This is a genomic window from Aeromonas sp. 61P (assembly GCF_051919545.1).
Classification (GTDB): Bacteria; Pseudomonadota; Gammaproteobacteria; order Enterobacterales; family Aeromonadaceae; genus Aeromonas; species Aeromonas veronii.
Genome location: NZ_JBQBEL010000001.1, coordinates 2,987,773 through 3,009,242, shown reverse-complemented (window position 1 = coordinate 3,009,242; position 21,470 = coordinate 2,987,773). Strand labels below are relative to the sequence as shown.

The window sequence follows — 21,470 nt, the reverse complement described above, 5'->3', positions numbered from 1 at the left end:
CTCCCAAATTTCTGTGAGTGGGCATGCCGCCCCCTTCTACCCTGAGGTAATAGTGACATGATCAGCGTTTTTGATATCTTCAAAATCGGTGTAGGCCCCTCTTCTTCCCACACTGTTGGCCCGATGAAAGCGGCCAAACAGTTTGTTGACGAGCTGCGCGCGGGCGGCAAGATCCGCGATGTAACCCGGATCAATGTCGACGTCTACGGCTCCCTCTCCTGGACTGGCAAAGGCCACCATACCGACACCGCCATCATCATGGGCCTGGCTGGCAACCTGCCGGAAAATGTCGATATCGATGCCATCCCCGAGTTTATCTCCCGTGTTGAACAGACCGAGCGCCTGCCGATCGGCCTGCACTGCCACACCGTCAGCTTCCCGCGTGACGCCATGGTATTCCACGACGAAGCCCTGCCGCTGCACGAAAACGGCATGAAGCTGACTGCTCTGATCGAAGATGAAGTGGTTTACAGCAAGACCTACTACTCCATCGGTGGTGGCTTTATCGTTGACGAAGAGAACTTCGGCAAGGCTGACAGCGGCGACATGTCCGTACGCTATCCGTTCAAGAGCGCCGCCGAGCTGGTTGCCCACTGCAGCCAGACCGGTCTCTCCATCTCTGCCCTGATGATGGAAAACGAGAAGTGCTTCAACACTCCGGAAGAGATCTACAAGAAGTTCGGCAAGATCTGGAACACCATGCGCGAAGGTATCGAGCGCGGCTGCCGTACCGAAGGCGTTCTCTCCGGCCCGCTGCGCGTACCCCGTCGTGCCGCACCGCTCTACCGTCAGCTCAACACCAACGAGAACCTCTCGAGCGACCCGATGAACATCGTTGACTGGGTCAACATGTTCGCTCTGGCCGTGAGTGAAGAGAACGCTGCCGGTGGCCGCGTTGTCACCGCCCCGACCAACGGCGCTGCCGGTATCATCCCGGCCGTACTGGCCTACTACGACAAGTTCATCCAGCCGGTTGGCCGCGACGAGTACACCCGTTTCTATCTGGCTGCCGGTGCCGTCGGCATCCTCTACAAGATGAACGCCTCCATCTCCGGCGCCGAAGTAGGCTGCCAGGGGGAAGTGGGTGTCTCCTGCTCCATGGCCGCTGCAGGTCTGACCGAGCTGATGGGCGGTAGCCCGGAGCACGTCTGCGAAGCTGCCGAGATCGGCATGGAACACAACCTGGGTCTGACCTGTGATCCGGTTGCCGGTCAGGTACAGGTGCCTTGCATCGAGCGTAACGCCATCGCAGCCATGAAAGCGGTCAACGCCTCCCGTATGGCCCTGCGTCGTACCTCCAAGCCGCGCGTCTCTCTGGACAAGGTGATCGAGACCATGTACATCACCGGCAAGGACATGGACTCCAAGTACCGTGAAACCTCCCGTGGTGGTCTGGCCATCAAGGTGATGCAGGTTGCTTGCGAATAAATAAGGGTTGCGACCCTCATCTGAACAAAGGCGGGATATCCCGCCTTTTTTATTGCCCGAATGGGATGCCAGGCACTTAAACCGGCATACCGACCATTTCACTGTTGGGCGTCGCTGATATACCCCTGCTACGCCACCGCAATGCGGATTGCCTTGTCTGCATGCCTCTCTGATGACATGCCTTGATTAACTTTTATCAATGCATTGAGAGGGACATTACGCCCCGATATGAAACCTGTACCTGCTATCTTGCCCCAGCCACGCTTTCACAACTAATCGATATCGAGATGGCCCCTCAGCTCAATATCCCCCCCCTTTGGTCATCCCCTTGTTTGGCAAGACGCGGTTACCGCTCACCCTGCGGATTATCACGCCGCCACATTGATTGCCTCCTATGTGGCACTTTCGTGATCAGGGCAAACAATCAAGTACACAAACAGGGGGTTAGCTCATCATTTTGGCCACAGCGCATCGCGCAAACTGGTTTTAGCACCGTTATCACCGCCCTCTTTACGCGCCCTTTGATGGACAACTCATCACGCAGTGGAGGCCAAAAAAGCGCCCAAGGAAGGGGCTGAAAATAATCGATGAATGAGCCAATAGCCGTTGAAATGGCGGATATGAGTAAGCACCACTCGCTATTTTTGTGAGCGCCAGCAAAGGTTGAGGATATGGAGTTGGGAGCAGATTGACTTTCTATTTAAACAGCGAAAAGTGAATATCACCAAAGGGAGGGTTTAATTTGGCCAGATCCTGTCACGGGATTATCGCAGGCCACCTCTCCGGGGCCGGAATGCGTCATGCAGAGTCACAAAGAATTAGCCCCGCTGGGCAGAACACACCACGGGGCTGGATATTCAGGATGGTTTTTTCAGGCTGGCCTTGTGCTGCTCCAGCAAATTCTCGGGGGGCGGTGGCACCTGTAGGTAGAACCCCTGGTTGGTCAGCGCGGCCATCACCTTGCCGACATCAGCCAGCCCCAAGGGCTTGGCCGGATCCAGCTTAGTCATCAGCACCAGCTCGGGACGCCCGAATGCGCTCAGCAGTGGCTCGGGAACACGGGAGAAATCCTCTCTTTTTTCAACAAAAAGGTAGGTCTCGGCTTTTTTGCGACTTTTATAGACTGCACACAACATGGAAATTGATATAATCCGACGAGTTTATTGCCTCTGATGGGGGCAAACTATAACATCAGGACTTGAATAACAATAACGGATTAGCATCTCTGCCTCGGGGAAGATTCATGGTTGAGCGCGATAACGAATTGAAAGGGACCACCTTCACTATTTCTGTGTTGCATATCAGCGATGGCGAGCCTGAGCGGATACGTCAGTTGTTGGCCGAAAAAGTGGCCCAGGCCCCCTACTTTTTTAATTGTGCGCCGCTGGTGATCAATGTTTCCCGACTGGAACATATTCCCGATTTCGAACAGCTCAAGGAGCTGGTGGAGTCCGAAGAGTTTGTGCTGGTTGGCATCACGGGGGCGCGCAGTGAAGAAATGAAGACGGCCGCCAAGGCGGTGGGACTGGCCGTGATGGCCTCGGGCAAGAGTCGCAAGAGCGAACCGGAACCCGAGCCTGCCCCCGCGCCAGCCGCCCCTGAGGTGGTTCCCGAGCCCGAACCCGCCCCCTTGATCCCGAGCAAGGTACATGTGGGACCGGTTCGTTCCGGCCAGCAGATTTATGCCGCCGGCACCTCGTTGGTGGTGCTGGGGTCCGTCAGTCCGGGAGCCGAAGTACTCGCCGACGACAGCATTCATATTTATGGCACCCTGCGTGGCAGAGCCATTGCCGGTGCCCGGGGAAACACCCAGGCCCGGATCTATTGCCAGCAATTACAGGCCGAACTGCTCTCCATCGCGGGCACCTTCCAGCTGAGCGATGCGTTGCCGGCAGGCCTGATCCAGCAACCGGTTCATATCCGGCTGGATAATGAACAACTCCGTATAGACCGTATCAAATAGAGTTACAAGGAAGCGAGAATGGCGCGAATCATAGTCGTTACATCGGGTAAAGGTGGCGTTGGCAAGACCACAACCAGTGCGGCCCTGAGCACCGGCTTAGCCCAGCGTGGTCACAAGACAGTGGTCATTGACTTTGACATCGGTCTGAGAAACCTGGATCTCATCATGGGCTGCGAGCGGCGCGTGGTGTATGACTTCGTCAACGTCATCAACGGGGAAGCAAACCTCAATCAGGCGCTGATCAAAGACAAACGCTCGGAAAATCTGTTTATCCTGCCCGCCTCCCAGACCCGGGACAAAGATGCCCTCACCCGTGAGGGGGTCGAGAAGATCCTGGATCAGCTGGCGGAGATGAAGTTCGATTACATCGTCTGCGACTCCCCGGCAGGGATCGAGGCGGGCGCACTGATGGCGCTCTATTTTGCCGACGAAGCGATCGTCACCACCAACCCGGAAGTCTCTTCCGTGCGTGACTCCGACCGCATCCTTGGCATCCTGGCCTCCAAGTCCCGTCGCGCCGAGCGTGGCGAAGACCCCATCAAGGAGCACCTGCTGCTGACCCGCTACTGCCCGACCCGCGTCAACCGCGGCGACATGCTGAGCGTGCAGGATGTGCAGGAGATCCTGGCCATCCCGTTGCTCGGGGTGATTCCGGAGTCCCAGGCGGTGCTGCGCGCCTCCAATTCCGGCGAACCGGTCATTCTGGACAAGGAGTCCGATGCCGGTCAGGCCTACGAAGATGCGGTGTCCCGCCTGCTGGGCGATGCCAAGGAATTTCGTTTTCTGGAAGAAGAGAAGAAGGGCTTCTTTAGCCGACTGTTCGGGAGTTAAACATGTCATTATTGGATTATTTTCGTTCCAACAAGAAACAGAACACCGCACAACTGGCCAAAGAGCGGTTGCAGATCATTGTTGCTCACGAGCGTTCATCCAGAGGGGGGCCGGATTACCTGCCCCAGCTCAAGCAGGATATCCTCGATGTGATCCGCAAATACGTCAACATTGATCCGGAGAAGATAACCGTCCAACTGGATCAGAAGAGTGATGAGCTGTCGGTACTGGAGCTCAACATCACCTTCGCCGATGACAAGAAGGGATGAGCTGACGCCCTATGCGTGACCCCTTCCCCCAATGAAGACCGGATCCTGTCACTGGATCCGGTTTTTTATTGGCACAAAAACAGGCCACAGCGGCTCGCCTCATCTCGCCAAGGGGTCTGCCGACCGCTAGAATAGCGCCGCCCCGCAAGCAGTGATCTGCGCGGCACCTTTTTCTCTTTTCTGGAACAGACCGCTTATGTCTATGAATGACGAAATGCACAGCGTCGAGGAACTGCTCGATACCGCCCTCGAACTCTTTATGGAGCTGGCCTCTGACAACCTGCCGGAGCAGGAGATCGCCCGCTTCAATCAGGAGTTCAACGACCGCGGCCTGCTGGCCGAAACCGACCCAGCCGATGACTGGGAAGCGGACGTGGGTTTTGCGGTGAGCGATACCGACTATGCCGAGATCTGGGTAGGCCTTGGCAATGAAGAACAAGAGTATGAGCACCTGTTTGCCCGCATGCTGCTCTCCCGCCGTGTTGACGAGAAGTTCTGCCACATCGAATGGCTGCCCCAATAATTCCGGATCCCGATGATCCCAGCCACTATCAGTGGGAGTCTGACCATGACTCTGTGGCCCCTGAACGTCCATCTGCATCGCTTGGGCGCCGGGTGTTGAGGTGGGCAGGCAAGATCGCGCTGGCCGGGCTGCTCTGCTCGGTCGGCTCGGTCGCCTTGCTGCGTTTTATCGATCCGCCGATGTGGAGCTGGCGTATTGAGCGGGCCCTCTTTCCGCCCGCCAAGATCACCCAGGTGCGTCATGAATGGGTGGCTCTGGAGTCCATCTCCAAAGAACTGCAACTGGCGGTGATCGCCGCCGAGGATCAGCGCTTTGCCGATCACAACGGCTTTGACATGGATGCCATCAACGCCGCACTCAAGCACAACCAGCACAGCGAACGGGTGCGCGGTGCCAGCACCCTCAGCCAGCAGACCGCCAAGAACCTCTTTATGTGGAGTGATCGCAGCTTCCTGCGCAAGGGGCTGGAGGCCTGGTTTACCCTGCTGATGGAGCTGGGCTGGGACAAGGCCCGTATTCTCGAGGTCTATCTCAATATCGTGGAGTTCGGCCCCGGCATCTATGGCGCCGAAGCCGCTGCCCGCACCTACTTTGGCAAACCGGCCAGCCGCTTGACCCGCTACGAGTCATCCCTGCTGGCCGCCGCCCTGCCCAATCCGTGGCGTTATCGGGTCAAGCCCCCTTCACCCTATGTGCAGAAGCGCTCGGTCTGGATCCGCCGCCAGATGGGGCAACTGGGTCAGATCACCCTCAATCGGGTGCATCAGGCCGACTGATCTTCAGGGCTCATCGGGTTTCTCCGGTGGGCCCAGATGACCGCCCACCGTCTCGCGGTGAAGCGGCAGATAGTGCCACCACCAGGCCTCGCGCCGTCGCTTGATCTGTTGCCGCCGTCCCCGCTGCTTCATCCCCTTACTCCCTGCCAGATGATCCGCGCCTTAACCATACTCCCCCAACGGCAACTTGGACAGGCCAGCCACGCCCGGCGCACTGGTCTGGCCGCCACAGCCAATAATTGTTACAGTAGCGAACCTCGATGTATCTGGAGTGATTTCATGGAACAGCGTACCCCGGATCAGCTGGTCGAATGGGCCTATGATCAGTTTCTTGAGCAGGCCGCCGATATGCTGGCCCCCGAACAAATAGTCGACATCACCCTGGAGTTTGAGCAGCGTGGCGCCGTGGAGGCGACTCTGCCCAATGCCGACTGGTCGACCGAGCTGGGTGAGCCGGTCGATATGGAGCGCTGGGTCGAAGTGTGGGTCGGTTTGCTGGATCATCAGGATGAGTTTGAGGTGATCTTCGCTACCTTCCTGCTGCCCCGTCTGCTGACCGAAGATCAAGTGCATGTGCGCTGGCATCGCCAGCAGCAGGCATAAGAAAGGCGCCATCGGCGCCTTTCTTGTTTCTATGATCTTTTATTTCTGTTCTCTGCTAATCCTGCGCCGCGATGGCCTTGGCCAGACAGCGGCGGCACCAGCAAGCGCTGGCCTCCTGCATCGGCAATACCGGCAACTGGCTGCACCAGCACTGCGCAATGGCCTGACCGGCAGAGACGGCGCAATAGGCCGGTTCGCCACAACCCGGACAGCGGTGGGTGCTTTTCGAGCCATCCAGCTCAGCCATCACCGCCAGCTGGGCCTTGCTATCCATCGCCGACCAGTGGCCGATCTCGGTCAAGGTACGGCCACAACCAAGGCAAAGCCCATCTTTCGCCTTGCAGAGGCCAACACAGGGGCTCGGCATCTTATTCGCTATCCACGGCCGAGTCGGTCTCTGTGGCCACCAGAGTGATGGCGTTATCTTCGATGACGATCTTGCCCTGCTTGTAGAGGCCGCCGATCGCCTTCTTAAAGGTACCCTTGCTCATGCTGAACAGCTTGTAGATGAGCTCGGGTTCGCTCTTGTCACCCACCGCCAGACTGCCGCCCTGCTTTTTCATCCGGCTCAGAATGCGCTCACCAGCGTCATCAACCCGCGCAAGACCCGGCTTTTGCAGGGTCAGATCGAGCTTGCCATCTTCGCGCACCTGCTTGACCCAGGCGGTTTGCGGCCGACCGGTCATCACCCGGCCAAACACTTCGTTCTTGAACAGCATGCCGGGATACTGACCGTTGACGATCACCTTGATGCCAAGGGGCGAGTGCTCCCCCGGCAGCGCGGTCACTTCGTCGCCGACCTTGAAGTTGCTGCCGGCCGGGGTCAGGAAACGCTCGATGCGGCTGGTGCCGACCATGCGCCCTTCATTATCCAGTTGCAGACGCACCAGATAAACGTGGCCCACCTGCATCGGCTTGTTCTGCTCGCGGCTGGGCACAAACAGATCCTTTTTCATGCCCCAGTCGAGGAAAGCACCAATCTTGTTGGCATTGACCACTTTCAGACCGGCAAATTCGTCCACCATGGCAAATGGCTTGTCGGTGGTGATCACCGGCTCGCAATCGGCATCCAGATAGAGGAAGACCTGCACGCTATCCCCCTCTTTCACCCCTTCCGGCAGTTGACGCTTGGGCAGCAGCAGTTCACCGTATTCATCGGCCGCAAGCCAGGCGCCACGGTCTTCGAGTTCAACAACGGTGAGGGTGTTCATCTTGCCAATCTGTATCATGGTGCTCTCTTTTTCATTACCCGGATGGGCCAACTGAACATGGCCCCTATGGGCGCGCATGTTACCTCAAGAGCAGTGATCCGGCCTAGTCCCCAAGCCACCACGAGCCGCCCTTTCGCCCCTATCTTATCCGCCAATGGTGATTAAATCGCCAAACAGGCGGCCATTTGCTGCAAATAACCCCACTTTTAGGTAGACTTCGCGGCTGTTCAAATCCAGAGGAACTGTCGATGAACCCATCCACTCGTACCCGCCATCTTAATCAATGGATCCAGAGCCACAGCGATCAGGATATGACCTACCCGGCCCTGCACGGTTTTCTCTGTGCTCGTCTGGTGGGGCCGGAAAGCCCTGACTGGCAACGCCCGCTGGCTGGTCTGCTGGAACAGGATGCCGAGTTGGATGAAAAAAGCGCAGAAGCCCTCAACCACCTGATCGCCGAGCTGGAATCCCAAGCCGACGACGCCCAGCTGACCCTGCCGAGCCAATGCCGCCTGCCCAGTGATAACCCCGAGCAGGTGTTCGAACAGAGCCACCCCCTCGGTCAATGGTGTTATGGCTTCAGCATGGGTTTTGCCACCTGGCCCAAGCCGAAGGATTTGAACGACCCGACCACCCAGTACCGCTTCAGTCTGGCCGCCGAGCTGAGCCTGTTTCGCGACAAGCAGATGGCCCAGATGCTCTATAGCGCTGCCGCCAGTGAACTCCCCTTTGTCGAGTTCTGCAAACGCCAGCGCCAGAACATGAAAACCGCCCTCAACCAGCTACTCAACCTCGACCAGTATCAGGCCGCCCCCAGCGCTGATGTCACCCTCAATGGCGAGCAGGCCCAACAGTGGCAGACCTGGTTCGAGCTGGCCGACAGCTGCCGCGATCATCAGGCCCGCCTCGGCTGGTTCGAGAAGATCATCGCCGATGCCACCCCGCTCTTTGATGAAGCCTTCTGGCAGCAAATCGCCGGCCACGGCTGGAGTGCCCCCGAACTGCGCCCCCTGCTGGCCGCCAGAGCCGGCCGCGCCGACTGCCTGCTGCGCCTTGGCAAGCTGGGCGAGGCCAAAGCGGAGTATCTGGCGCTGCTGACAATCTGCATGGCCGATGAGCTGGGTTGTCGCTACAACCTATCCACTCTCTATGCACTGCAAGGGGATTGGCAGGCGTTGGCCGCCCTGCTGGTGCGCTTCGATGAAGCCTCCAGCTGGTTGCTCTATAACAAGGCGCTGATGGTCTTTGCTACCGAGGGTGCCGAGGTAGCCAAGCCCCATCTGCTGGTCGCCATCGAGGCCAACCCGCACATTCCGGCCTGCCTGCTGGGTCAGCGCAAGCTGCCCAACAGGAGCCACAAAGCTGGCAAGCGGGCAGCCGCGACGAGGCCGCGCTCTACGCCATCCACACACGCGAGGCCTGGCTCAAGCAAAACGCCCTCATCTGGTTGCGTAAAGGCTGAACAGCGTTGGCTTAAAATCCCGTCGGTCAGACCCGGTTTTTCCTTGAGGGCGTGCGCCACCGCACATTTCATCGCAACCGGGTCAGACAAATCAGCTTGAGTTTCGTATCATCAATGTCAAAGTATCAAAAGAAACTGCATCTGATGCAGCCGTCACAGCAGGGTGTAATATGTCAAAAATCATAGCGTTACTCGCTCACTACCCGCCCTATCAGTTGGTACATGCCGCCGAGATGCTACGGGATACCTTCGAACAGTTTTATGAACAGCGTTACCAGCTGACCGTGCCGCAATGGCGCCTGATGATGGTGCTCGGCCCCAACTACCCCATCAGCCAGAAAGAGCTGGTCGAGGCGAGCGGCATGGACAAGGTGCGCATCTCCCGCGAGATCCGCCGTCTGGTCGAAAAAGGGATCATCTTTACCGAGAGCAGCGAGCAGGATAAACGCATCAGCCTGGTCTCCCTCACCAATGCCGGGCTCGCCCTCTTCCTGCAGCTCAAGAGTGAAGCTGGCAGCTGGCAACATACCCTGACCGACTATCTGCCTAGCGAATCCCGCGAGGCGATCCGCCAGCATCTGCACAGCGTCAGCGCCGCCATTGAGCAGCTGCAATCACTGGATCGGGAGAAATAATCATGGATTTGAAAAAGTTCGCCACCATGGACATCAACATGCTGCTGAGCGTCGTCAATATGCAGCTGCGTGATCGCTATGACGATCTGGATGATCTCTGCAAGGCTCAGGAGATCGATCAGGCGGCACTGGAAGCGCGGCTCGCCAGCGGCGATTTTCACTATCAGCCAGCGCAAAAGCAGTTCAGATAAAGAGAGCTAGCGGGATCGGGATCACAGCGCCAGTGATGGCGCTGGCTCTGCGGTAAAAACCTGATATGGTCTGAAGAGCCCCAACAGAGTGATGCACGGATACATCACCCTGTCACAAGAGGGCATTAAAATCGTTTCAGGTGAGCAAACCAAGGATGACCCCATGATATTGATGACCCGACAGAGCCTGTTGATCACGCTCTGTACCCTGTTGATGATCAGCCTCTTCACGCCCCACATGCCGCAAAGTACCGAACAGTGGCTGACCACCCTCTTGCTTGGCCTGCTGGTCGCGGTGGCATTGCTGCTGGTGCGTGGTTGTCGCCGCTTTATGATGGAGTAGTGACTCCGCCGGAACGTCTGTACCGACCGCTTGCCGCGATACTCTCTGTAGCATTACGGTCTTGTCGCAATAACGTCTGTCGCAATCACACCAAGCCAAAAAACAAACGCAGCCTGATGGCTGCGTTGTGGTATCTGGCGGGCAACCCCTTGAAGAGATAACCCCTGACGGGATAAAGAGCCCTTATAGAGAGAGCCCTTAGATAGCCAAGGCCTCAAGCTGCGCTTTGGCCGCTTCCATCCCCTTGCTCTGGGCATCCGGGCCCATACCCATCCCCTCGGCGTAGATGAAATCCACCTCTTTGATACCGATGAAACCGAGCACGGTACGCATGTAGGGAGTGACCAGATCGGTGGCACTGCCAACGTGTCTGGGCCATCTGCTTGTCGCGAAACAGGCTCAGCTCGGCGGCCAGACTGAAGCGGTACTGGGTGGTCGGGTCGTTCAAATCCTTCGGCTTGGGCCAGGTGGCAAAACCCATGCTGAAGCCATAACACCATTGACCGAGGGGGTGGCTCTGTTCGAACACCTGCTCGGGGTTATCACTGGGCAGGCGGCATTGGCTCGGCAGGGTCAGCTGGGCGTCGTCGGCTTGGGATTCCAGCTCGGCGACATGCCGCCACGGGGGCTGATCACCAGCGCACGGGTATTTTCAACCATACCGACCGGACCGGTCTCGGTATAGCGGAAGGTGACGCCAGCGCGAGCCACCAGATCGATCCAGTTTTTCAGCTGGGTCGGGATGTTAAAGTTGTACATGGGGGCCGCAATCACCACCAGATCGCTTGCTTTGAGTTCGGCGATCAGCTCGTCGGACTGGGCGATCACCGCCAGTTGACGTTCATTGAGGTTGTCACCACCGCGCAGGCCGGAGGCCAACTCGCCATCCAGCACCGGCAGGTTGAGTGCTGCCAGATCACGCACGGTGACGACATCATCCTGATGGTCAGCCAGGAAGCCGTCGATCAGGGCGTTGGATTGGGAATATTGACCCAGGATGCTGGATTTGAGTACGAGGATATTGGCCATGGTGAAACTCCATTTGGTTGTCGGTTGAACAGCGTTGCTGTCGATGGAGGTCACTCTAAACATTGTGCTTATTTGCTGATAGCGAAAATAGATGCTCAACTTGTTCAAATTTTTTGATGCAAGGCCACTTCCTCGCCAGCCAACCCTGCGGCCGCGCTTCAACCCTTGGCAGAACAAACGATTGCCGTTATGATCCGCCGCACTTTTTTCCAGCGATCCGGATCCCATGATACCCTCGCGCAGGCACTCTCCTTTGGCCGGTGCAGTCTGGATGATGGTGGCAGGACTCTGCTTCGCCGCCGTCAACAGCCTGAGCCAGTATGTCAGCTTCAAGCTTGGCCTCCCATCGACCCAGGTCGCTTTCCATCAATACCTGATCGCCCTGATCTGCCTGCTGCCCTGGCTGGTTCGTCACGGCCTGCGCCAATCACTGATGACCAATCAGTTCCGGTTGCACCTGTTGCGGGTATTGCTGGCGGTGATCGGCATCCAGCTCTGGCTCTGGGCACTGGCGTACCCCGTCCCCATCTGGCAGGGGATCGCCCTGCTGATGACCTCACCGCTGTTTGCCACCTTGGGCTCCGTCCTGCTGCTCAAGGAGCAGGTGAGCCGCGCCCGCATTCTGGCCACCCTGGCGGGCTTTGCCGGCGCCATGCTGATCCTCGCCCCCTGGACTGACGAATTCAACTGGGCCTCCCTGCTGCCGGTGGCGGCGGCGCTGTTCTGGGCAGGTTACTCCCTGATGGTGCGCTATCAGGCAGCCAACGAATCATCCCACACCATTGTGGTCTACCTGCTTATTTTCAGTACCCCGTTCAACGTCATGCTGGCCCTACCGGAGTGGCAGTGGCCAAGCGAGAGCCAATGGCTGCTGGTAGCCGCCTCCGGTGTGTTGACGGCGCTGGCCCAAATGTCCATCGCTCGCGCTTACAGCGTGGCGGAGGCCTCCTTCGTGCAGCCTTTCGATTTTGCCAAGCTGCCGATGAACGTGCTGGCGGGCTGGCTGGTATTTGGCTGGGCGCCCCCCGGCCGTCTGTGGCTTGGCGCCGCCATCATTATTGGCGCCATTACCTTGCTGACCCATCTGGAGCAGCGCGCTCACAAACCCGTTTCCTGAGGTACGCCATGCGTGCCTCTTTTTTGTCCGCTATTTGTGTAATAGCGATCATCAACAATGACCATCGACATCAGGAGAGATCGTATGTTTGGAACCGCAACCCGCCCCGGCGCCACCCGTGCCCTGCTGCTGGGCTCCGGCGAACTTGGCAAGGAGGTCGCCATCGAGTTGCAACGCTTCGGGATCGAAGTGATCGCCGCCGACCGCTATGCCAACGCCCCCGCAATGCAGGTGGCCCACGCAGCCCACGTGCTGGACATGCTCGATGGCAACGCCCTGCGTGCCCTGGTTGCCGAGGTTAAACCCGACCTCATCATCCCCGAGATTGAAGCGATTGCCACCGATACCCTGGCTGCCCTTGAGCAAGAAGGGGTCAAGGTAGTGCCCAACGCCCGCACTACCCAGCTCACCATGAACCGGGAAGGGATCCGCCGCCTCGCCGCCGAGACCCTGAGTCTGCCCACCTCCCCCTACCGATTTGCCCAGAGCAAGGAGGAGTTTGTTGCCGCCGTCGAGGCTATCGGCCTGCCCTGCGTGGTAAAACCTGTGATGAGCTCGTCCGGCAAGGGGCAGAGCGTACTGCGCGATCTCGCCAAGCTGGATGAGAGCTGGACCTACGCCCAGGAGGGTGGCCGCGCCGGTCGTGGCAAGGTGATCGTCGAGGGCTTCGTTCCCTTCGAGTACGAGATCACCCTGCTCACGGTGCGCGCCGTCGATGGCATTCACTTCTGCGAGCCGATTGGCCACCGTCAGGAAGATGGCGACTACCGCGAATCCTGGCAGCCGCAGGTGATGAGCGAACTTGCGCTGGCCCGTTCCAAAGAGGTAGCGGCCAAGGTGGTTGAGGCCCTCGGTGGTTATGGCCTGTTCGGGGTCGAGCTCTTCATCAAGGGCGACGAGGTGTGGTTCAGCGAAGTCTCGCCGCGCCCCCACGATACCGGCATGGTGACCCTGATCTCGCAAGATCTCTCCGAGTTCGCCCTGCATGTGCGCGCCATTCTGGGGCTGCCGGTCGGCACCATCACCCAGTACGGGCCGAGCGCCTCTGCCGTGGTGCTGCGCGACGGGCACAGCCAGGATATCCGCTATCAGGGGATCGGCGAGGCGCTTGCCAAAGTGCCGGGTGCCCAGCTGCGACTGTTTGGCAAACCGGAGATCGCCGGTCGCCGCCGTCTCGGCGTGGCGCTGGCCCGGGGTGAAGATTGCCGCGAGGCGGTCGAACAGGCCAAGGCGGTTGCCGCCAGCGTCGAGGTCATTTTCTAGACGCTGCTTTTTCGCCACACCGAAACAAACGTTTGCCGGTGTGATCGGGCGCAAGGGGCATGGCAATGCCCCTTTTGCATTTGCCCGTCAGGCTTATAATCCACTCTTCAAATTTGTCAGGAGTACAAGATGTTAGCTGCCGTGATCTTCGATATGGATGGTGTTCTGATCGACTCGGAACCCTTTTGGCAACGGGCCCAGATCGCCGTGTTCTCCGAACTGGGTCACCCCCACACCGTCGAGGATTGTGAGTCGACCATCGGCGTGCGCATCGATCAGCTGGTCGCCCACTGGTATCGTCTGCGCCCGTGGAGCGGCCCGAGTCAGGACGAGGTGGTGCAGCGCATTCTGGATCGGGTCAACGCCCTGATCCTCTCCGAAGGTCAGGCCAAGGCCGGCGTGCTGGAGGCGCTCGACCTTATTGAAGCCCGCGGCCTGAAAGTGGGTCTGGCCACCTCCTCCCCCTTTGCGATGGTAGAAGCGGTGCTCGGCAAACTTGGCATTCGCGATCGCTTTATGGCGGTTCACTCCGCTGAAGTAGAGCGTTTCGGCAAACCGCACCCGGATGTCTATATCCACGCGGCCGAAAAGCTGGGGGTCGAGCCCGTCCATTGTCTGGCCATCGAAGACAGCTTTACCGGCCTGCTGGCGGCCAAGGCGGCCTCCATGACTGCGCTGATCGTGCCGGATCCCGCTTTAGTAGGTGACCCACGCTTGGCCATCGCCAACTACCAGCTCAGCTCGCTGGCCGAGCTGAATGCCGACATGTTGGCCAGCTGGGTCAAGTAGCGCCTATCGGCGTCTTGCTGCGCTCGCGTTCTCATATCCGCAGGGGGCTCCAGCCCCCTGTTATTACCAGACAAAACCGTTGGCAATCCCCCCTCTTTTCACCTGTCATTCACAACCAGATTGTTCCTCTCACACACGACCACTCCAACCAGTTGCACCTTGCCATCGCTCAGGCTTGATCTCTGTCATAAACGTGCGTTTGCTCGCGGTTAACCCCCTTCAGCCCGACTAGAATCAGGGTAGATAGGCGGCCTCAGGGCCCGAGGAGGTTATCATGATCGAGTACACCAGCAAGCGCATCGTCTGCCCTCACTGTGGCCACCATACCCGGGTCGAGCTGGATGCCAGTCAGGGTGATCAGGAGTTTTACGAAGATTGCATGGCCTGTTGCAATCCGATCCATCTGCGGCTTCACCGCGACGAAGCACGCGACTGTTTGCAGTTGTTTGTGGATGCAGACGACGAGCAACTGTTTTGATTACGAGTCACAAAAGGCCGAGCAGCTGTTTTGCATGCAAGTCGCAAAGAGCTGAGCAGATGTTGTGACTGCGAGTCAGAATGCGAGTCATAAAAAGTTGAATAGATATTTTCACCATGTAAATAACAAGGGCCTGCACACTGCAGGCCCTTGCTTATGAGGGGATTGAAACCGAGCCGTTTCCTTTCAGTGACCCCCGCGTGCCGCCAGCACCCGCTCCACGGTATCGACGATGGCCTGGGTCTGGGGATCGATCTCGATATTGGTCTGCCAGCCAGCCTTGACCCAACCCAGGTTGGTGCGAGCCAGGGTCTCGGGGATCAAGTGAACGCAAAACTCCCGCTCGCGCACCTCACCGATGGTCAGGCTGATGCCGTCGATGCCGATGTATCCCTTGGTCAGCACATATTTCATCAGCTCGGGAGCAAGGCGATACCACACCTGACGGTTATTGGGTGTGTCGATCACCGAGGTAACCTCTGCCATGCCGATGATATGGCCAGACATGGCATGACCGCCGATCTCGTCGCCAAAGCGGGCAGCCCGCTCCACATTGACCTTGTCCCCCACCTTTAACAGGCCGAGGTTGGTGAGACGCAGGGTCTCCTGCATCAGATCGAAGCTGACCAGATCCCCCTCGACCCGGGTGACGGTCAAGCAGCAGCCGTTGTGAGCGACCGAGGCGCCGAGGGCCAGCCCTTCCCCCCACGCCGAGCTTGGCATGCGGATCACGTGGGTACGAAATGAAGCTCTCTCTTCGATGGCGACCAGCTCGGCCACACCTTGCACAATTCCGGTAAACATCATCACCTCTTTGTTTCTGGTAACACGCTCTGTTTTTTATCGCGGCCTGTGGCCGCTTCTTTTACATAATCCGTTTTTTACACAATTCGTTCCGTACAAACTGTCACACCTGCTCCGCCGCCTCAGACCGCGCCAGCACACGAGCCCGGTGCTGGGAATGGATGACCACTATGCCAGCCAGCACGATGAGTAGACACCCCGCCATACTACTGAGGGTCGGCATTTCACCAAACATCAGATAGCCGCAGAGGGTAGAAAAAAAGATCTGGAAATAGAAGAAGGGCGCCAGAGTAGAGGCCTGCGCATACTGCATCGCCTTGATAAGGCAATATTGGGAGAGCAGGGTCACCACCGGTAGCGCCAGCAGATAGGGCCAGTCGGCAAGCGTCGGAAAGCGCCACAGTGCAGGCTGCCAGCAGAGTGCGACCATTGCCACCATCCCCAGCATGAAGCAGGTGACGATTAGGATATCGAGGGTGGTCAGACGTGGATCCACCAGCTTGGTGATGAGGTTGTAGCCGGTGTTGGCCAGTACAATGACCAGTGGCAGCAGATAGTAGAGGTTCGCGTCGCCCCCGTCAGGATGGATCACCACCAGCACGCCAAACAACCCCAACAGCACGGCCGCCACCTTGGCCCGGGTCAGACGCTCCCTGAAAAAGATCACGCCCGCCACCACGAAAGCCAGCGAACCAAGCTGGCAAATGATGGTGTAGACGTTGAGCGGTACATGGGCCAGCGCAATCACCGAGACCAGCGCACAGACCAGAAACAGCAGCGAGCGCAGCAATAACCAGCGATCCACCGCCAGCAGCGCCGACACGGTGCGCCTTGGCAACAACAGCAGCAGACCGAGAAAAGGAACAAAGAAGCGAAACCAGACCATCTCCATCACGGAGTAGCCATGGTGTACCAGATATTTGTCCGCGCCATCCTTAAGCGTCAGGGCGAGAAGAGCAAACAACGTCAGAAAGATCGCCAGTGAATTGCGCGAAGAGAGCAGCATCAAAGAGGCCGAAACAGGAAAAGGGGGTAACCAAACTAACGGGCTTGCCGCAAATTACAACCGCGAGACTGACAAAATGGGAGCAAAACCGCTATATTTGCTCGCCTTTTTACTTTCAAGGAAGCAAATCATGATGGTTTATGAGTGCTGTGAAGCGATCCGTATCGCCTATAACCAGATTGGCTCCGGCGAGCAGGGCTATGTGCCGAAGGCCATCGCCGCCGCTATCCGCGCCCTCAACGCGGTCGCCGCCGATGAGCGGGTACCCGCCGAGCTGCGCGAGCAGGCTGCCTATGCCGCTGCCAACCTGCTGATCAGCGATCACGAAGACGCTTGATCCTGCCCCCCCAGGGCGGCAACTATTTCGTCCTGGCTGAATTTCAGGCTAGAATGCCTCCCCCACCCTTTGCACTTTCGTCCGAAAGTGCAAAGGCTCTCCCGATTTCCGCTCTTTTTTACTCTTATCTGATCCACTCGGAGGTGTCAGTGCAACGTTATTGGTCCGAGGCGAAGCAGCTCGTCCGTCTAGCCAGCCCCATTCTGGTCGCCCAAGTGGCCCAGGTCGCCATGAACTTCGTCGATACCGTGATGGCGGGTCAGGTGAGTGCAGTCGATCTGGCCGCCGTGTCGGTGGCGTCCAGCTTCTGGCTACCGGTGATCCTGCTGGTGCAGGGGATCATCATGGCGCTCACCCCCATCGTCTCCCAGCTCAATGGTGCCCGTAAACGGGAGACAATCCGTCCGGCCGTTCATCAGGGTTTCTGGCTGGCCCTGATCGTCACCCCGCTGGCGATGATTGCGCTTTATTACAGCCCGCTGGCGTTGCAGTTCATGGATGTGGAGCCGGTGATGGCGGCCAAGACCACTGGTTACCTGCACGCCATCCTGTGGGGCCTGCCCGCGTTCGTGCTGTTCCAGGTGCTGCGCAACTTCAGTGAGGGGCTCTCCCACACCATGCCCACCATGGTGATCGGCTTTGTCGGGCTGGCGGTCAATATTCCCGCCAACTACATCTTCATCCACGGTCACTTCGGCATGCCCAAGCTTGGCGGGGTCGGCTGTGGCGTGGCCACGGCCATCGTGCTGTGGGCCATGCTGCTGGCGATGATCCTCTATGTGAAGCTCTCCCGTCACTTCACCGAGATCCGCCTCTTCTCCCAACTGGCTCGCCCCAACGGCAGCCGGATCTGGCGCTTGTTCCGCTTAGGGTTCCCCATCGCCATGGCGATCTTCTGCGAGGTGACCCTGTTTACCGTGGTGGCCCTGATGCTGGCCCCCTTCGGTGCCGAGACGGTGGCGAGTCACCAGATTGCCCTCAACTTCTCCAGCCTGGTCTTTATGCTGCCCCTCTCCATCGGGGTGGGTGTCACCATCCGGGTCGGCCACAGCATCGGTGAAGGGCAGCCCCATCATGCTCGGGTAGCGGCTCGCACCGGTTTGATGCTGGGGATGGCCATCGCCGCTGCCACTGCCGCCATGACGGTGCTACTGCGCGAGCAGATCGCCTCCATCTATACCGATGATCAGCAGGTGATCGTCCTGGCGGCCATCTTGCTGTTCTTCGCCGCCATCTATCAAATCTCCGACTCGGTGCAGGTGGTCGCGGCCGCCGCACTGCGCGGTTACAAGGATACCCAGGCGATCTTCTACGTCACCATCGTCGCCTACTGGGGACTGGGTCTGCCCACCGGCATGATCCTGGGTCTGACCGACTGGGTGGTGCCACGGATGGGGCCGCAGGGTTTCTGGATCGGTTTTATCGTCGGCCTCACCAGCGCGGCCCTGATGCTGGGGGCGAGATTGCGCTACATCTACGGCCGTTTTGCCACTCCGGAAGCCTGCACTACCCTGTCGCGGGCCCAGTAACAGAGCTTGGCAAGCGACAACTCGCCTGCAAAATCAACAGGCTGCGCAAGAACTGGGCAAACAGTCTCCTTTATGCATATGGCCTGTTGACAGCCTTGGGGGGCATGGGTAGTATGCCGACCACGTCAGCAGCGCTGGCGTAGTGAAGTAAGAGAAAGTGGGTTTATAGCTCAGTTGGTTAGAGCACTACCTTGACATGGTAGGGGTCGTTGGTTCGAATCCAATTAAACCCACCACTTTTCTGTGATGCGTCCTTAGCTCAGCTGGTTAGAGCACCACCTTGACATGGTGGGGGTCGGTGGTTCGAATCCACTAGGACGCACCATTACAGAACACTGATTATGCGTCCTTAGCTCAGCTGGTTAGAGCATCACCTTGACATGGTGGGGGTCGGTGGTTCGAATCCACTAGGACGCACCATTCAGTTTCAAAACTTTGCAGTTATTCCAGATGTGGGTTTATAGCTCAGTTGGTTAGAGCACTACCTTGACATGGTAGGGGTCGTTGGTTCGAATCCAATTAAACCCACCACTTCTGCATAAAGAAATAAAAGTCGCATCGCGCACCCTGCGTCCTTAGCTCAGCTGGTTAGAGCATCACCTTGACATGGTGGGGGTCGGTGGTTCGAATCCACTAGGACGCACCAGATTAAAAAAGCCCGCTCATCGAGCGGGCTTTTTGCATTCTGCCATGCAGCCACTCCCCTGCCCCGCCAATCCGTTCAGCACAATTCGGCAATGGCGCAGAACCTTGTTCCCATAAAAAACCCGTGCCATCCGATAAACGACACGGGCCGGATAGATGCCGCCAGCGCCTCAGCTCTGCACGGCAATCTCGTACTTCTTTATCTTGCGATAGAGGGTGGCAATCCCAATCCCCAGCGCCTGTGCGGCCAGTTTTTTGTTGCCGAGCCGCTGCAGGGTCTCTTCTATCATCTGTTTTTCCATGCTCTCAAGGCCGCTCTCACCCGGAACGGGTTCAGGCAGCTTCTCCGGCGTGGCGGCGAGCGGAGCTGTGGCAGGCACATTGAACGCCGCATCCAGATTGGTCACCGGGATCGACTGGGCCGCCACGCGATGGGGCTCCTGATTGCGGATGATGTTGGGGGGCAGCAGACTGGCGTCAATCACTTCGCCCGCCTGGCTGACGTTGACCAGATATTCGATGAGGTTGCTGAGCTCGCGGACGTTGCCCGGCCAGCGATACCCCTTGAGCAGCGCCATCACCTCGGGAGCCAGACCGGGATAGACAATGCCAATGCGGCTGGTGTGCAGGTTGAGGAAGTAGTGGGTCAGCAGCTCCACGTCCCCTTCCCGCTCCCGCAGTGGCGGCAGGTTGAGGGGGATGACGTTGATGCGGTAGTAGAGATCCTCGCGAAACTTCCCTTCGACGATGTATTGATCGAGATGCTGGTGAGTAGCGGCGATGATGCGAATATCCACCGGCACCGGTCGGCTGGCCCCGATGGGGGTCACCTCCCGCAGCTCCAGCACCCGCAGCAGCTTGGCCTGCATGGTGAGCGGCATGTCGCCAATCTCGTCGAGGAACAGGGTGCCCTGATGGGCCGCCTGAATAAGGCCCTGCTTGCCACCGCTGGAAGCGCCGGTAAACGATCCCTTCACATAGCCAAACAGCTCGCTCTCCAGCAGTTGTTCGGGAATGGCGGCACAGTTGATGGCAATAAAAGGCTTGTCCTGACGGGGACTCAGGCGATGGACAGCGCGGGCCACCACCTCTTTACCGGTGCCGCTCTCGCCACAAATCAGCACGCTGGAGGGGCTCTGGGCGATGCGGTGCAGCAGTCGCTTGAGGGTGCGCATCGGCTTGCTCTCGCCGATCAGCTGATCGATCCGCACATCCGGATCCGGCTCCTGCACCTGACCGGAGTGGGACTGGTGAAACGCCATCAGAAAGAGCTGCTGGCCCTGCACATGATGTAGCTGGCCGATGATCAGCTCCTGACGACCTTCAAAGGTGATGATGTGCTGAAGATGACCACTCAGCCCCTGCTGGGAGAAGGTGAGCGGGCGGATCCCCACTTCGCGCCCCTGCAGCTGTTCCTGCTGGCAACCCAGATGATGGAGCGCCGCCTCGTTGGCGTAGAGAAGTTGACTCTTGTCATCGAGCAGCAGGCAACCCTGATCCATGTTGGTCATCAGATTGAGGAACACCTTGTTGACCCCGTCCGACAGCCCGCGTGAATCGAGCAACTTGGCCACAAAGATGGTGGAGATGTGGCGCACATAGTCGCACACATCCTGAAGATTGTTGTTGAGGCGCGCCTGCTGCTCGTCGCTGAAGGCCACCAGACTGATCACCCCGATGCAGCGCTCGTCCACCATGATGGGCACCCCGAGGAAGGCGCGCTCACGGCAGCTCTCCTTGCAGGTACAACCGTCACACACGGGATCATCGCTGGTGTGGGTAACGATCTTCTCCCGCTGGTTATCAATCACATAGCGCAGCAGGCGGGAATCCCCCTCCAGCTGACGTCCGAAGAACTTGCCATAGGGCCCGGTACCAGCCACCCGGACCATATCGGCATCCACAATTTCGACCTCAAGCTGCAGCACACTCGCCAGCATCTTGGCAAAGCGCAAGATGGTCGGCTGGATCTGCATCAACAGACACTGGTTGCTCACGGATCTCATCCATCATTCCTTTTTGTTCTTGTTATCCTCCCCCTAAAGGGAGTCATGCTGGCCAGATACTAAGGGATATCAGGGGGAACTACTTCGGGGGGGATCACGAAAAGGGAAAATGATCCGCATCCTCTGCGACTTCAGAGGTACAGATAAAATTCAATAAAAACATAAAGATGAAAACACATGCAGTGAGATAAACCACTCAGACCAGCCAAGCCTGCTGATCCGCGAAGTCCAT

23 protein-coding genes, 5 tRNA genes and 4 pseudogenes are annotated in these 21,470 nt (G+C 58.4%); 22 read left to right on the top strand and 10 right to left on the bottom strand.

What is annotated here, in order from left to right:
* The first annotated feature begins 57 nt into the window (after positions 1 to 57).
* On the top strand, positions 58 to 1,428 hold the full coding sequence (locus tag ACTG2O_RS14340) for an L-serine ammonia-lyase (protein WP_005336844.1): 1,371 nt from the start codon (positions 58 to 60) through the stop codon (positions 1,426 to 1,428).
* Positions 1,429 to 2,285: 857 nt separating this feature from the next.
* Here ACTG2O_RS14340 and ACTG2O_RS14335 read toward each other — a convergent pair.
* A complete protein-coding gene (locus ACTG2O_RS14335) occupies positions 2,286 to 2,564 on the bottom strand; it encodes a YcgL domain-containing protein (protein WP_005360946.1) in 279 nt (92 codons plus the stop codon).
* Positions 2,565 to 2,671: 107 nt separating this feature from the next.
* On the opposite strand from ACTG2O_RS14335, the gene minC reads away from it, so the two are divergent.
* The 5 genes from minC to mtgA all read left to right on the top strand — a co-directional run bounded on the left by minC (position 2,672) and on the right by mtgA (position 5,790).
* Positions 2,672 to 3,391: a septum site-determining protein MinC gene (gene minC, locus ACTG2O_RS14330; protein ID WP_042055924.1), complete on the top strand. Its 720-nt coding sequence runs from the start codon at positions 2,672 to 2,674 to the stop codon at positions 3,389 to 3,391.
* 18 nt (positions 3,392 to 3,409) lie between these two features.
* Positions 3,410 to 4,222, top strand: coding sequence for a septum site-determining protein MinD (minD, locus tag ACTG2O_RS14325; RefSeq protein WP_005336847.1), 813 nt, complete (start codon positions 3,410 to 3,412; stop codon positions 4,220 to 4,222).
* A gap of 2 nt (positions 4,223 to 4,224) precedes the next feature.
* Positions 4,225 to 4,491, top strand: a complete 267-nt coding sequence (minE, locus tag ACTG2O_RS14320) for a cell division topological specificity factor MinE (RefSeq protein ID WP_005336848.1) — start codon at positions 4,225 to 4,227, stop codon at positions 4,489 to 4,491.
* 196 nt (positions 4,492 to 4,687) lie between these two features.
* Positions 4,688 to 5,014, top strand: a complete 327-nt coding sequence (locus ACTG2O_RS14315; RefSeq protein ID WP_005352317.1) for an HI1450 family dsDNA-mimic protein — start codon at positions 4,688 to 4,690, stop codon at positions 5,012 to 5,014.
* A complete protein-coding gene (gene mtgA / locus ACTG2O_RS14310) occupies positions 4,999 to 5,790 on the top strand; it encodes a monofunctional biosynthetic peptidoglycan transglycosylase (RefSeq protein ID WP_421341655.1) in 792 nt (263 codons plus the stop codon). The genes ACTG2O_RS14315 and mtgA overlap by 16 nt, the downstream gene beginning before the upstream one ends.
* 3 nt (positions 5,791 to 5,793) lie before the next feature.
* Here the strand turns inward: mtgA and ACTG2O_RS14305 are convergent, their stop codons facing one another.
* Positions 5,794 to 5,922, bottom strand: a complete 129-nt coding sequence (locus ACTG2O_RS14305; RefSeq protein WP_019445852.1) for a hypothetical protein — start codon at positions 5,920 to 5,922, stop codon at positions 5,794 to 5,796.
* Positions 5,923 to 6,069: 147 nt separating this feature from the next.
* Between ACTG2O_RS14305 and ACTG2O_RS14300 the strand changes: the two genes are divergently transcribed.
* A complete protein-coding gene (locus ACTG2O_RS14300; protein ID WP_005336851.1) occupies positions 6,070 to 6,393 on the top strand; it encodes an HI1450 family dsDNA-mimic protein in 324 nt (107 codons plus the stop codon).
* 55 nt (positions 6,394 to 6,448) lie between these two features.
* On the opposite strand, the gene ACTG2O_RS14295 is transcribed toward ACTG2O_RS14300, so the two are convergent.
* Positions 6,449 to 6,760: a DUF1289 domain-containing protein gene (locus ACTG2O_RS14295; RefSeq protein WP_429108890.1), complete on the bottom strand. Its 312-nt coding sequence runs from the start codon at positions 6,758 to 6,760 to the stop codon at positions 6,449 to 6,451.
* Position 6,761: 1 nt separating this feature from the next.
* Positions 6,762 to 7,622, bottom strand: a complete 861-nt coding sequence (locus tag ACTG2O_RS14290) for a CvfB family protein (protein WP_005336853.1) — start codon at positions 7,620 to 7,622, stop codon at positions 6,762 to 6,764.
* Between the two features lie 230 nt (positions 7,623 to 7,852).
* Between ACTG2O_RS14290 and ACTG2O_RS14285 the strand changes: the two are divergent.
* The 4 genes and pseudogenes from ACTG2O_RS14285 (at position 7,853) to ACTG2O_RS14270 (ending at position 10,235) form a co-directional block, all read left to right on the top strand.
* Positions 7,853 to 9,066 (top strand): annotated as a pseudogene (locus ACTG2O_RS14285) (UPF0149 family protein).
* Between the two features lie 170 nt (positions 9,067 to 9,236).
* Complete coding sequence (locus ACTG2O_RS14280) at positions 9,237 to 9,701, top strand: MarR family winged helix-turn-helix transcriptional regulator (protein ID WP_005336856.1); 465 nt, start codon at positions 9,237 to 9,239, stop codon at positions 9,699 to 9,701.
* A gap of 2 nt (positions 9,702 to 9,703) precedes the next feature.
* Positions 9,704 to 9,892 carry a DUF4250 domain-containing protein gene (locus ACTG2O_RS14275; protein ID WP_019445848.1) on the top strand — a complete coding sequence of 63 codons (189 nt, stop codon included), beginning with the start codon at positions 9,704 to 9,706 and terminating at the stop codon, positions 9,890 to 9,892.
* Between the two features lie 163 nt (positions 9,893 to 10,055).
* The gene (locus tag ACTG2O_RS14270; protein WP_075115065.1) at positions 10,056 to 10,235 is read left to right on the top strand and encodes a hypothetical protein; all 180 of its coding nucleotides are present in this window, start codon (positions 10,056 to 10,058) and stop codon (positions 10,233 to 10,235) included.
* 198 nt (positions 10,236 to 10,433) lie between these two features.
* Here ACTG2O_RS14270 and ACTG2O_RS14265 read toward each other — a convergent pair.
* The 3 pseudogenes from ACTG2O_RS14265 to ACTG2O_RS14255 form a co-directional block, all read right to left on the bottom strand.
* A pseudogene (locus ACTG2O_RS14265) lies at positions 10,434 to 10,604 on the bottom strand (NAD(P)H-dependent oxidoreductase); the annotation flags it as partial.
* A gap of 1 nt (position 10,605) precedes the next feature.
* Positions 10,606 to 10,848: pseudogene (locus ACTG2O_RS14260) on the bottom strand (UPF0149 family protein); the annotation flags it as partial.
* Positions 10,848 to 11,264, bottom strand: a pseudogene (locus tag ACTG2O_RS14255) (NAD(P)H-dependent oxidoreductase); the annotation flags it as partial. The pseudogenes ACTG2O_RS14260 and ACTG2O_RS14255, both read right to left, overlap by 1 nt.
* Positions 11,265 to 11,490: 226 nt before the next feature.
* Here ACTG2O_RS14255 and ACTG2O_RS14250 point away from each other — a divergent pair.
* The 4 genes from ACTG2O_RS14250 to ACTG2O_RS14235 all read left to right on the top strand — a co-directional run bounded on the left by ACTG2O_RS14250 (position 11,491) and on the right by ACTG2O_RS14235 (position 14,911).
* Positions 11,491 to 12,381 (top strand): DMT family transporter, encoded by an 891-nt coding sequence (locus ACTG2O_RS14250; protein WP_439976142.1) that lies wholly within the window; start codon positions 11,491 to 11,493, stop codon positions 12,379 to 12,381.
* A gap of 84 nt (positions 12,382 to 12,465) precedes the next feature.
* Positions 12,466 to 13,644, top strand: a complete 1,179-nt coding sequence (gene purT / locus ACTG2O_RS14245; RefSeq protein WP_439976140.1) for a formate-dependent phosphoribosylglycinamide formyltransferase — start codon at positions 12,466 to 12,468, stop codon at positions 13,642 to 13,644.
* Between the two features lie 129 nt (positions 13,645 to 13,773).
* Positions 13,774 to 14,433 carry a hexitol phosphatase HxpB gene (gene hxpB, locus ACTG2O_RS14240; protein WP_167567600.1) on the top strand — a complete coding sequence of 220 codons (660 nt, stop codon included), beginning with the start codon at positions 13,774 to 13,776 and terminating at the stop codon, positions 14,431 to 14,433.
* Between the two features lie 274 nt (positions 14,434 to 14,707).
* Positions 14,708 to 14,911 (top strand): CPXCG motif-containing cysteine-rich protein, encoded by a 204-nt coding sequence (locus tag ACTG2O_RS14235; protein ID WP_005336871.1) that lies wholly within the window; start codon positions 14,708 to 14,710, stop codon positions 14,909 to 14,911.
* Between the two features lie 186 nt (positions 14,912 to 15,097).
* On the opposite strand, the gene ACTG2O_RS14230 is transcribed toward ACTG2O_RS14235, so the two are convergent.
* Both ACTG2O_RS14230 and ACTG2O_RS14225 read right to left on the bottom strand, forming a co-directional pair.
* Complete coding sequence (locus ACTG2O_RS14230; RefSeq protein WP_019445843.1) at positions 15,098 to 15,715, bottom strand: riboflavin synthase; 618 nt, start codon at positions 15,713 to 15,715, stop codon at positions 15,098 to 15,100.
* 103 nt (positions 15,716 to 15,818) lie between these two features.
* Positions 15,819 to 16,721 (bottom strand): DMT family transporter, encoded by a 903-nt coding sequence (locus tag ACTG2O_RS14225; protein ID WP_019445842.1) that lies wholly within the window; start codon positions 16,719 to 16,721, stop codon positions 15,819 to 15,821.
* 130 nt (positions 16,722 to 16,851) lie between these two features.
* Between ACTG2O_RS14225 and ACTG2O_RS14220 the strand changes: the two genes are divergently transcribed.
* The 7 genes from ACTG2O_RS14220 to ACTG2O_RS14190 all read left to right on the top strand — a co-directional run bounded on the left by ACTG2O_RS14220 (position 16,852) and on the right by ACTG2O_RS14190 (position 19,233).
* A complete protein-coding gene (locus ACTG2O_RS14220) occupies positions 16,852 to 17,058 on the top strand; it encodes a YaeP family protein (protein ID WP_019445841.1) in 207 nt (68 codons plus the stop codon).
* A 149-nt stretch (positions 17,059 to 17,207) separates the two neighbouring features.
* Positions 17,208 to 18,587 carry an MATE family efflux transporter gene (locus tag ACTG2O_RS14215; protein WP_019445840.1) on the top strand — a complete coding sequence of 460 codons (1,380 nt, stop codon included), beginning with the start codon at positions 17,208 to 17,210 and terminating at the stop codon, positions 18,585 to 18,587.
* Positions 18,588 to 18,746: 159 nt separating this feature from the next.
* Positions 18,747 to 18,823 (top strand) — tRNA-Val (locus ACTG2O_RS14210).
* Positions 18,824 to 18,835: 12 nt separating this feature from the next.
* Positions 18,836 to 18,912: transfer RNA gene (locus ACTG2O_RS14205), tRNA-Val, on the top strand.
* Between the two features lie 18 nt (positions 18,913 to 18,930).
* Positions 18,931 to 19,007: transfer RNA gene (locus tag ACTG2O_RS14200), tRNA-Val, on the top strand.
* 34 nt (positions 19,008 to 19,041) lie between these two features.
* Positions 19,042 to 19,118: transfer RNA gene (locus ACTG2O_RS14195), tRNA-Val, on the top strand.
* A gap of 38 nt (positions 19,119 to 19,156) precedes the next feature.
* A tRNA-Val gene (locus ACTG2O_RS14190) sits at positions 19,157 to 19,233 on the top strand.
* A gap of 169 nt (positions 19,234 to 19,402) precedes the next feature.
* Here ACTG2O_RS14190 and ACTG2O_RS14185 read toward each other — a convergent pair.
* Positions 19,403 to 21,238 (bottom strand): sigma 54-interacting transcriptional regulator, encoded by a 1,836-nt coding sequence (locus ACTG2O_RS14185; RefSeq protein WP_118853885.1) that lies wholly within the window; start codon positions 21,236 to 21,238, stop codon positions 19,403 to 19,405.
* Positions 21,239 to 21,470 lie beyond the last annotated feature (232 nt).

Excerpts from the sequence above, each read along its gene's own strand:
- ACTG2O_RS14340 (WP_005336844.1), top strand. The coding sequence starts at position 58 with ATGATCAGCGTTTTTGATATCTTCAAAATCGGTGTAGGCCCCTCTTCT.
- ACTG2O_RS14335 (WP_005360946.1), bottom strand. The coding sequence starts at position 2,564 with ATGTTGTGTGCAGTCTATAAAAGTCGCAAAAAAGCCGAGACCTACCTT.
- minC (WP_042055924.1), top strand. The coding sequence starts at position 2,672 with ATGGTTGAGCGCGATAACGAATTGAAAGGGACCACCTTCACTATTTCT.
- minD (WP_005336847.1), top strand. The coding sequence starts at position 3,410 with ATGGCGCGAATCATAGTCGTTACATCGGGTAAAGGTGGCGTTGGCAAG.
- minE (WP_005336848.1), top strand. The coding sequence starts at position 4,225 with ATGTCATTATTGGATTATTTTCGTTCCAACAAGAAACAGAACACCGCA.
- ACTG2O_RS14315 (WP_005352317.1), top strand. The coding sequence starts at position 4,688 with ATGTCTATGAATGACGAAATGCACAGCGTCGAGGAACTGCTCGATACC.
- mtgA (WP_421341655.1), top strand. The coding sequence starts at position 4,999 with ATGGCTGCCCCAATAATTCCGGATCCCGATGATCCCAGCCACTATCAG.
- ACTG2O_RS14305 (WP_019445852.1), bottom strand. The coding sequence starts at position 5,922 with ATGAAGCAGCGGGGACGGCGGCAACAGATCAAGCGACGGCGCGAGGCC.
- ACTG2O_RS14300 (WP_005336851.1), top strand. The coding sequence starts at position 6,070 with ATGGAACAGCGTACCCCGGATCAGCTGGTCGAATGGGCCTATGATCAG.
- ACTG2O_RS14295 (WP_429108890.1), bottom strand. The coding sequence starts at position 6,760 with ATGCCGAGCCCCTGTGTTGGCCTCTGCAAGGCGAAAGATGGGCTTTGC.
- ACTG2O_RS14290 (WP_005336853.1), bottom strand. The coding sequence starts at position 7,622 with ATGATACAGATTGGCAAGATGAACACCCTCACCGTTGTTGAACTCGAA.
- ACTG2O_RS14280 (WP_005336856.1), top strand. The coding sequence starts at position 9,237 with ATGTCAAAAATCATAGCGTTACTCGCTCACTACCCGCCCTATCAGTTG.
- ACTG2O_RS14275 (WP_019445848.1), top strand. The coding sequence starts at position 9,704 with ATGGATTTGAAAAAGTTCGCCACCATGGACATCAACATGCTGCTGAGC.
- ACTG2O_RS14270 (WP_075115065.1), top strand. The coding sequence starts at position 10,056 with ATGATATTGATGACCCGACAGAGCCTGTTGATCACGCTCTGTACCCTG.
- ACTG2O_RS14250 (WP_439976142.1), top strand. The coding sequence starts at position 11,491 with ATGATACCCTCGCGCAGGCACTCTCCTTTGGCCGGTGCAGTCTGGATG.
- purT (WP_439976140.1), top strand. The coding sequence starts at position 12,466 with ATGTTTGGAACCGCAACCCGCCCCGGCGCCACCCGTGCCCTGCTGCTG.
- hxpB (WP_167567600.1), top strand. The coding sequence starts at position 13,774 with ATGTTAGCTGCCGTGATCTTCGATATGGATGGTGTTCTGATCGACTCG.
- ACTG2O_RS14235 (WP_005336871.1), top strand. The coding sequence starts at position 14,708 with ATGATCGAGTACACCAGCAAGCGCATCGTCTGCCCTCACTGTGGCCAC.
- ACTG2O_RS14230 (WP_019445843.1), bottom strand. The coding sequence starts at position 15,715 with ATGTTTACCGGAATTGTGCAAGGTGTGGCCGAGCTGGTCGCCATCGAA.
- ACTG2O_RS14225 (WP_019445842.1), bottom strand. The coding sequence starts at position 16,721 with ATGCTGCTCTCTTCGCGCAATTCACTGGCGATCTTTCTGACGTTGTTT.
- ACTG2O_RS14220 (WP_019445841.1), top strand. The coding sequence starts at position 16,852 with ATGATGGTTTATGAGTGCTGTGAAGCGATCCGTATCGCCTATAACCAG.
- ACTG2O_RS14185 (WP_118853885.1), bottom strand. The coding sequence starts at position 21,238 with ATGAGATCCGTGAGCAACCAGTGTCTGTTGATGCAGATCCAGCCGACC.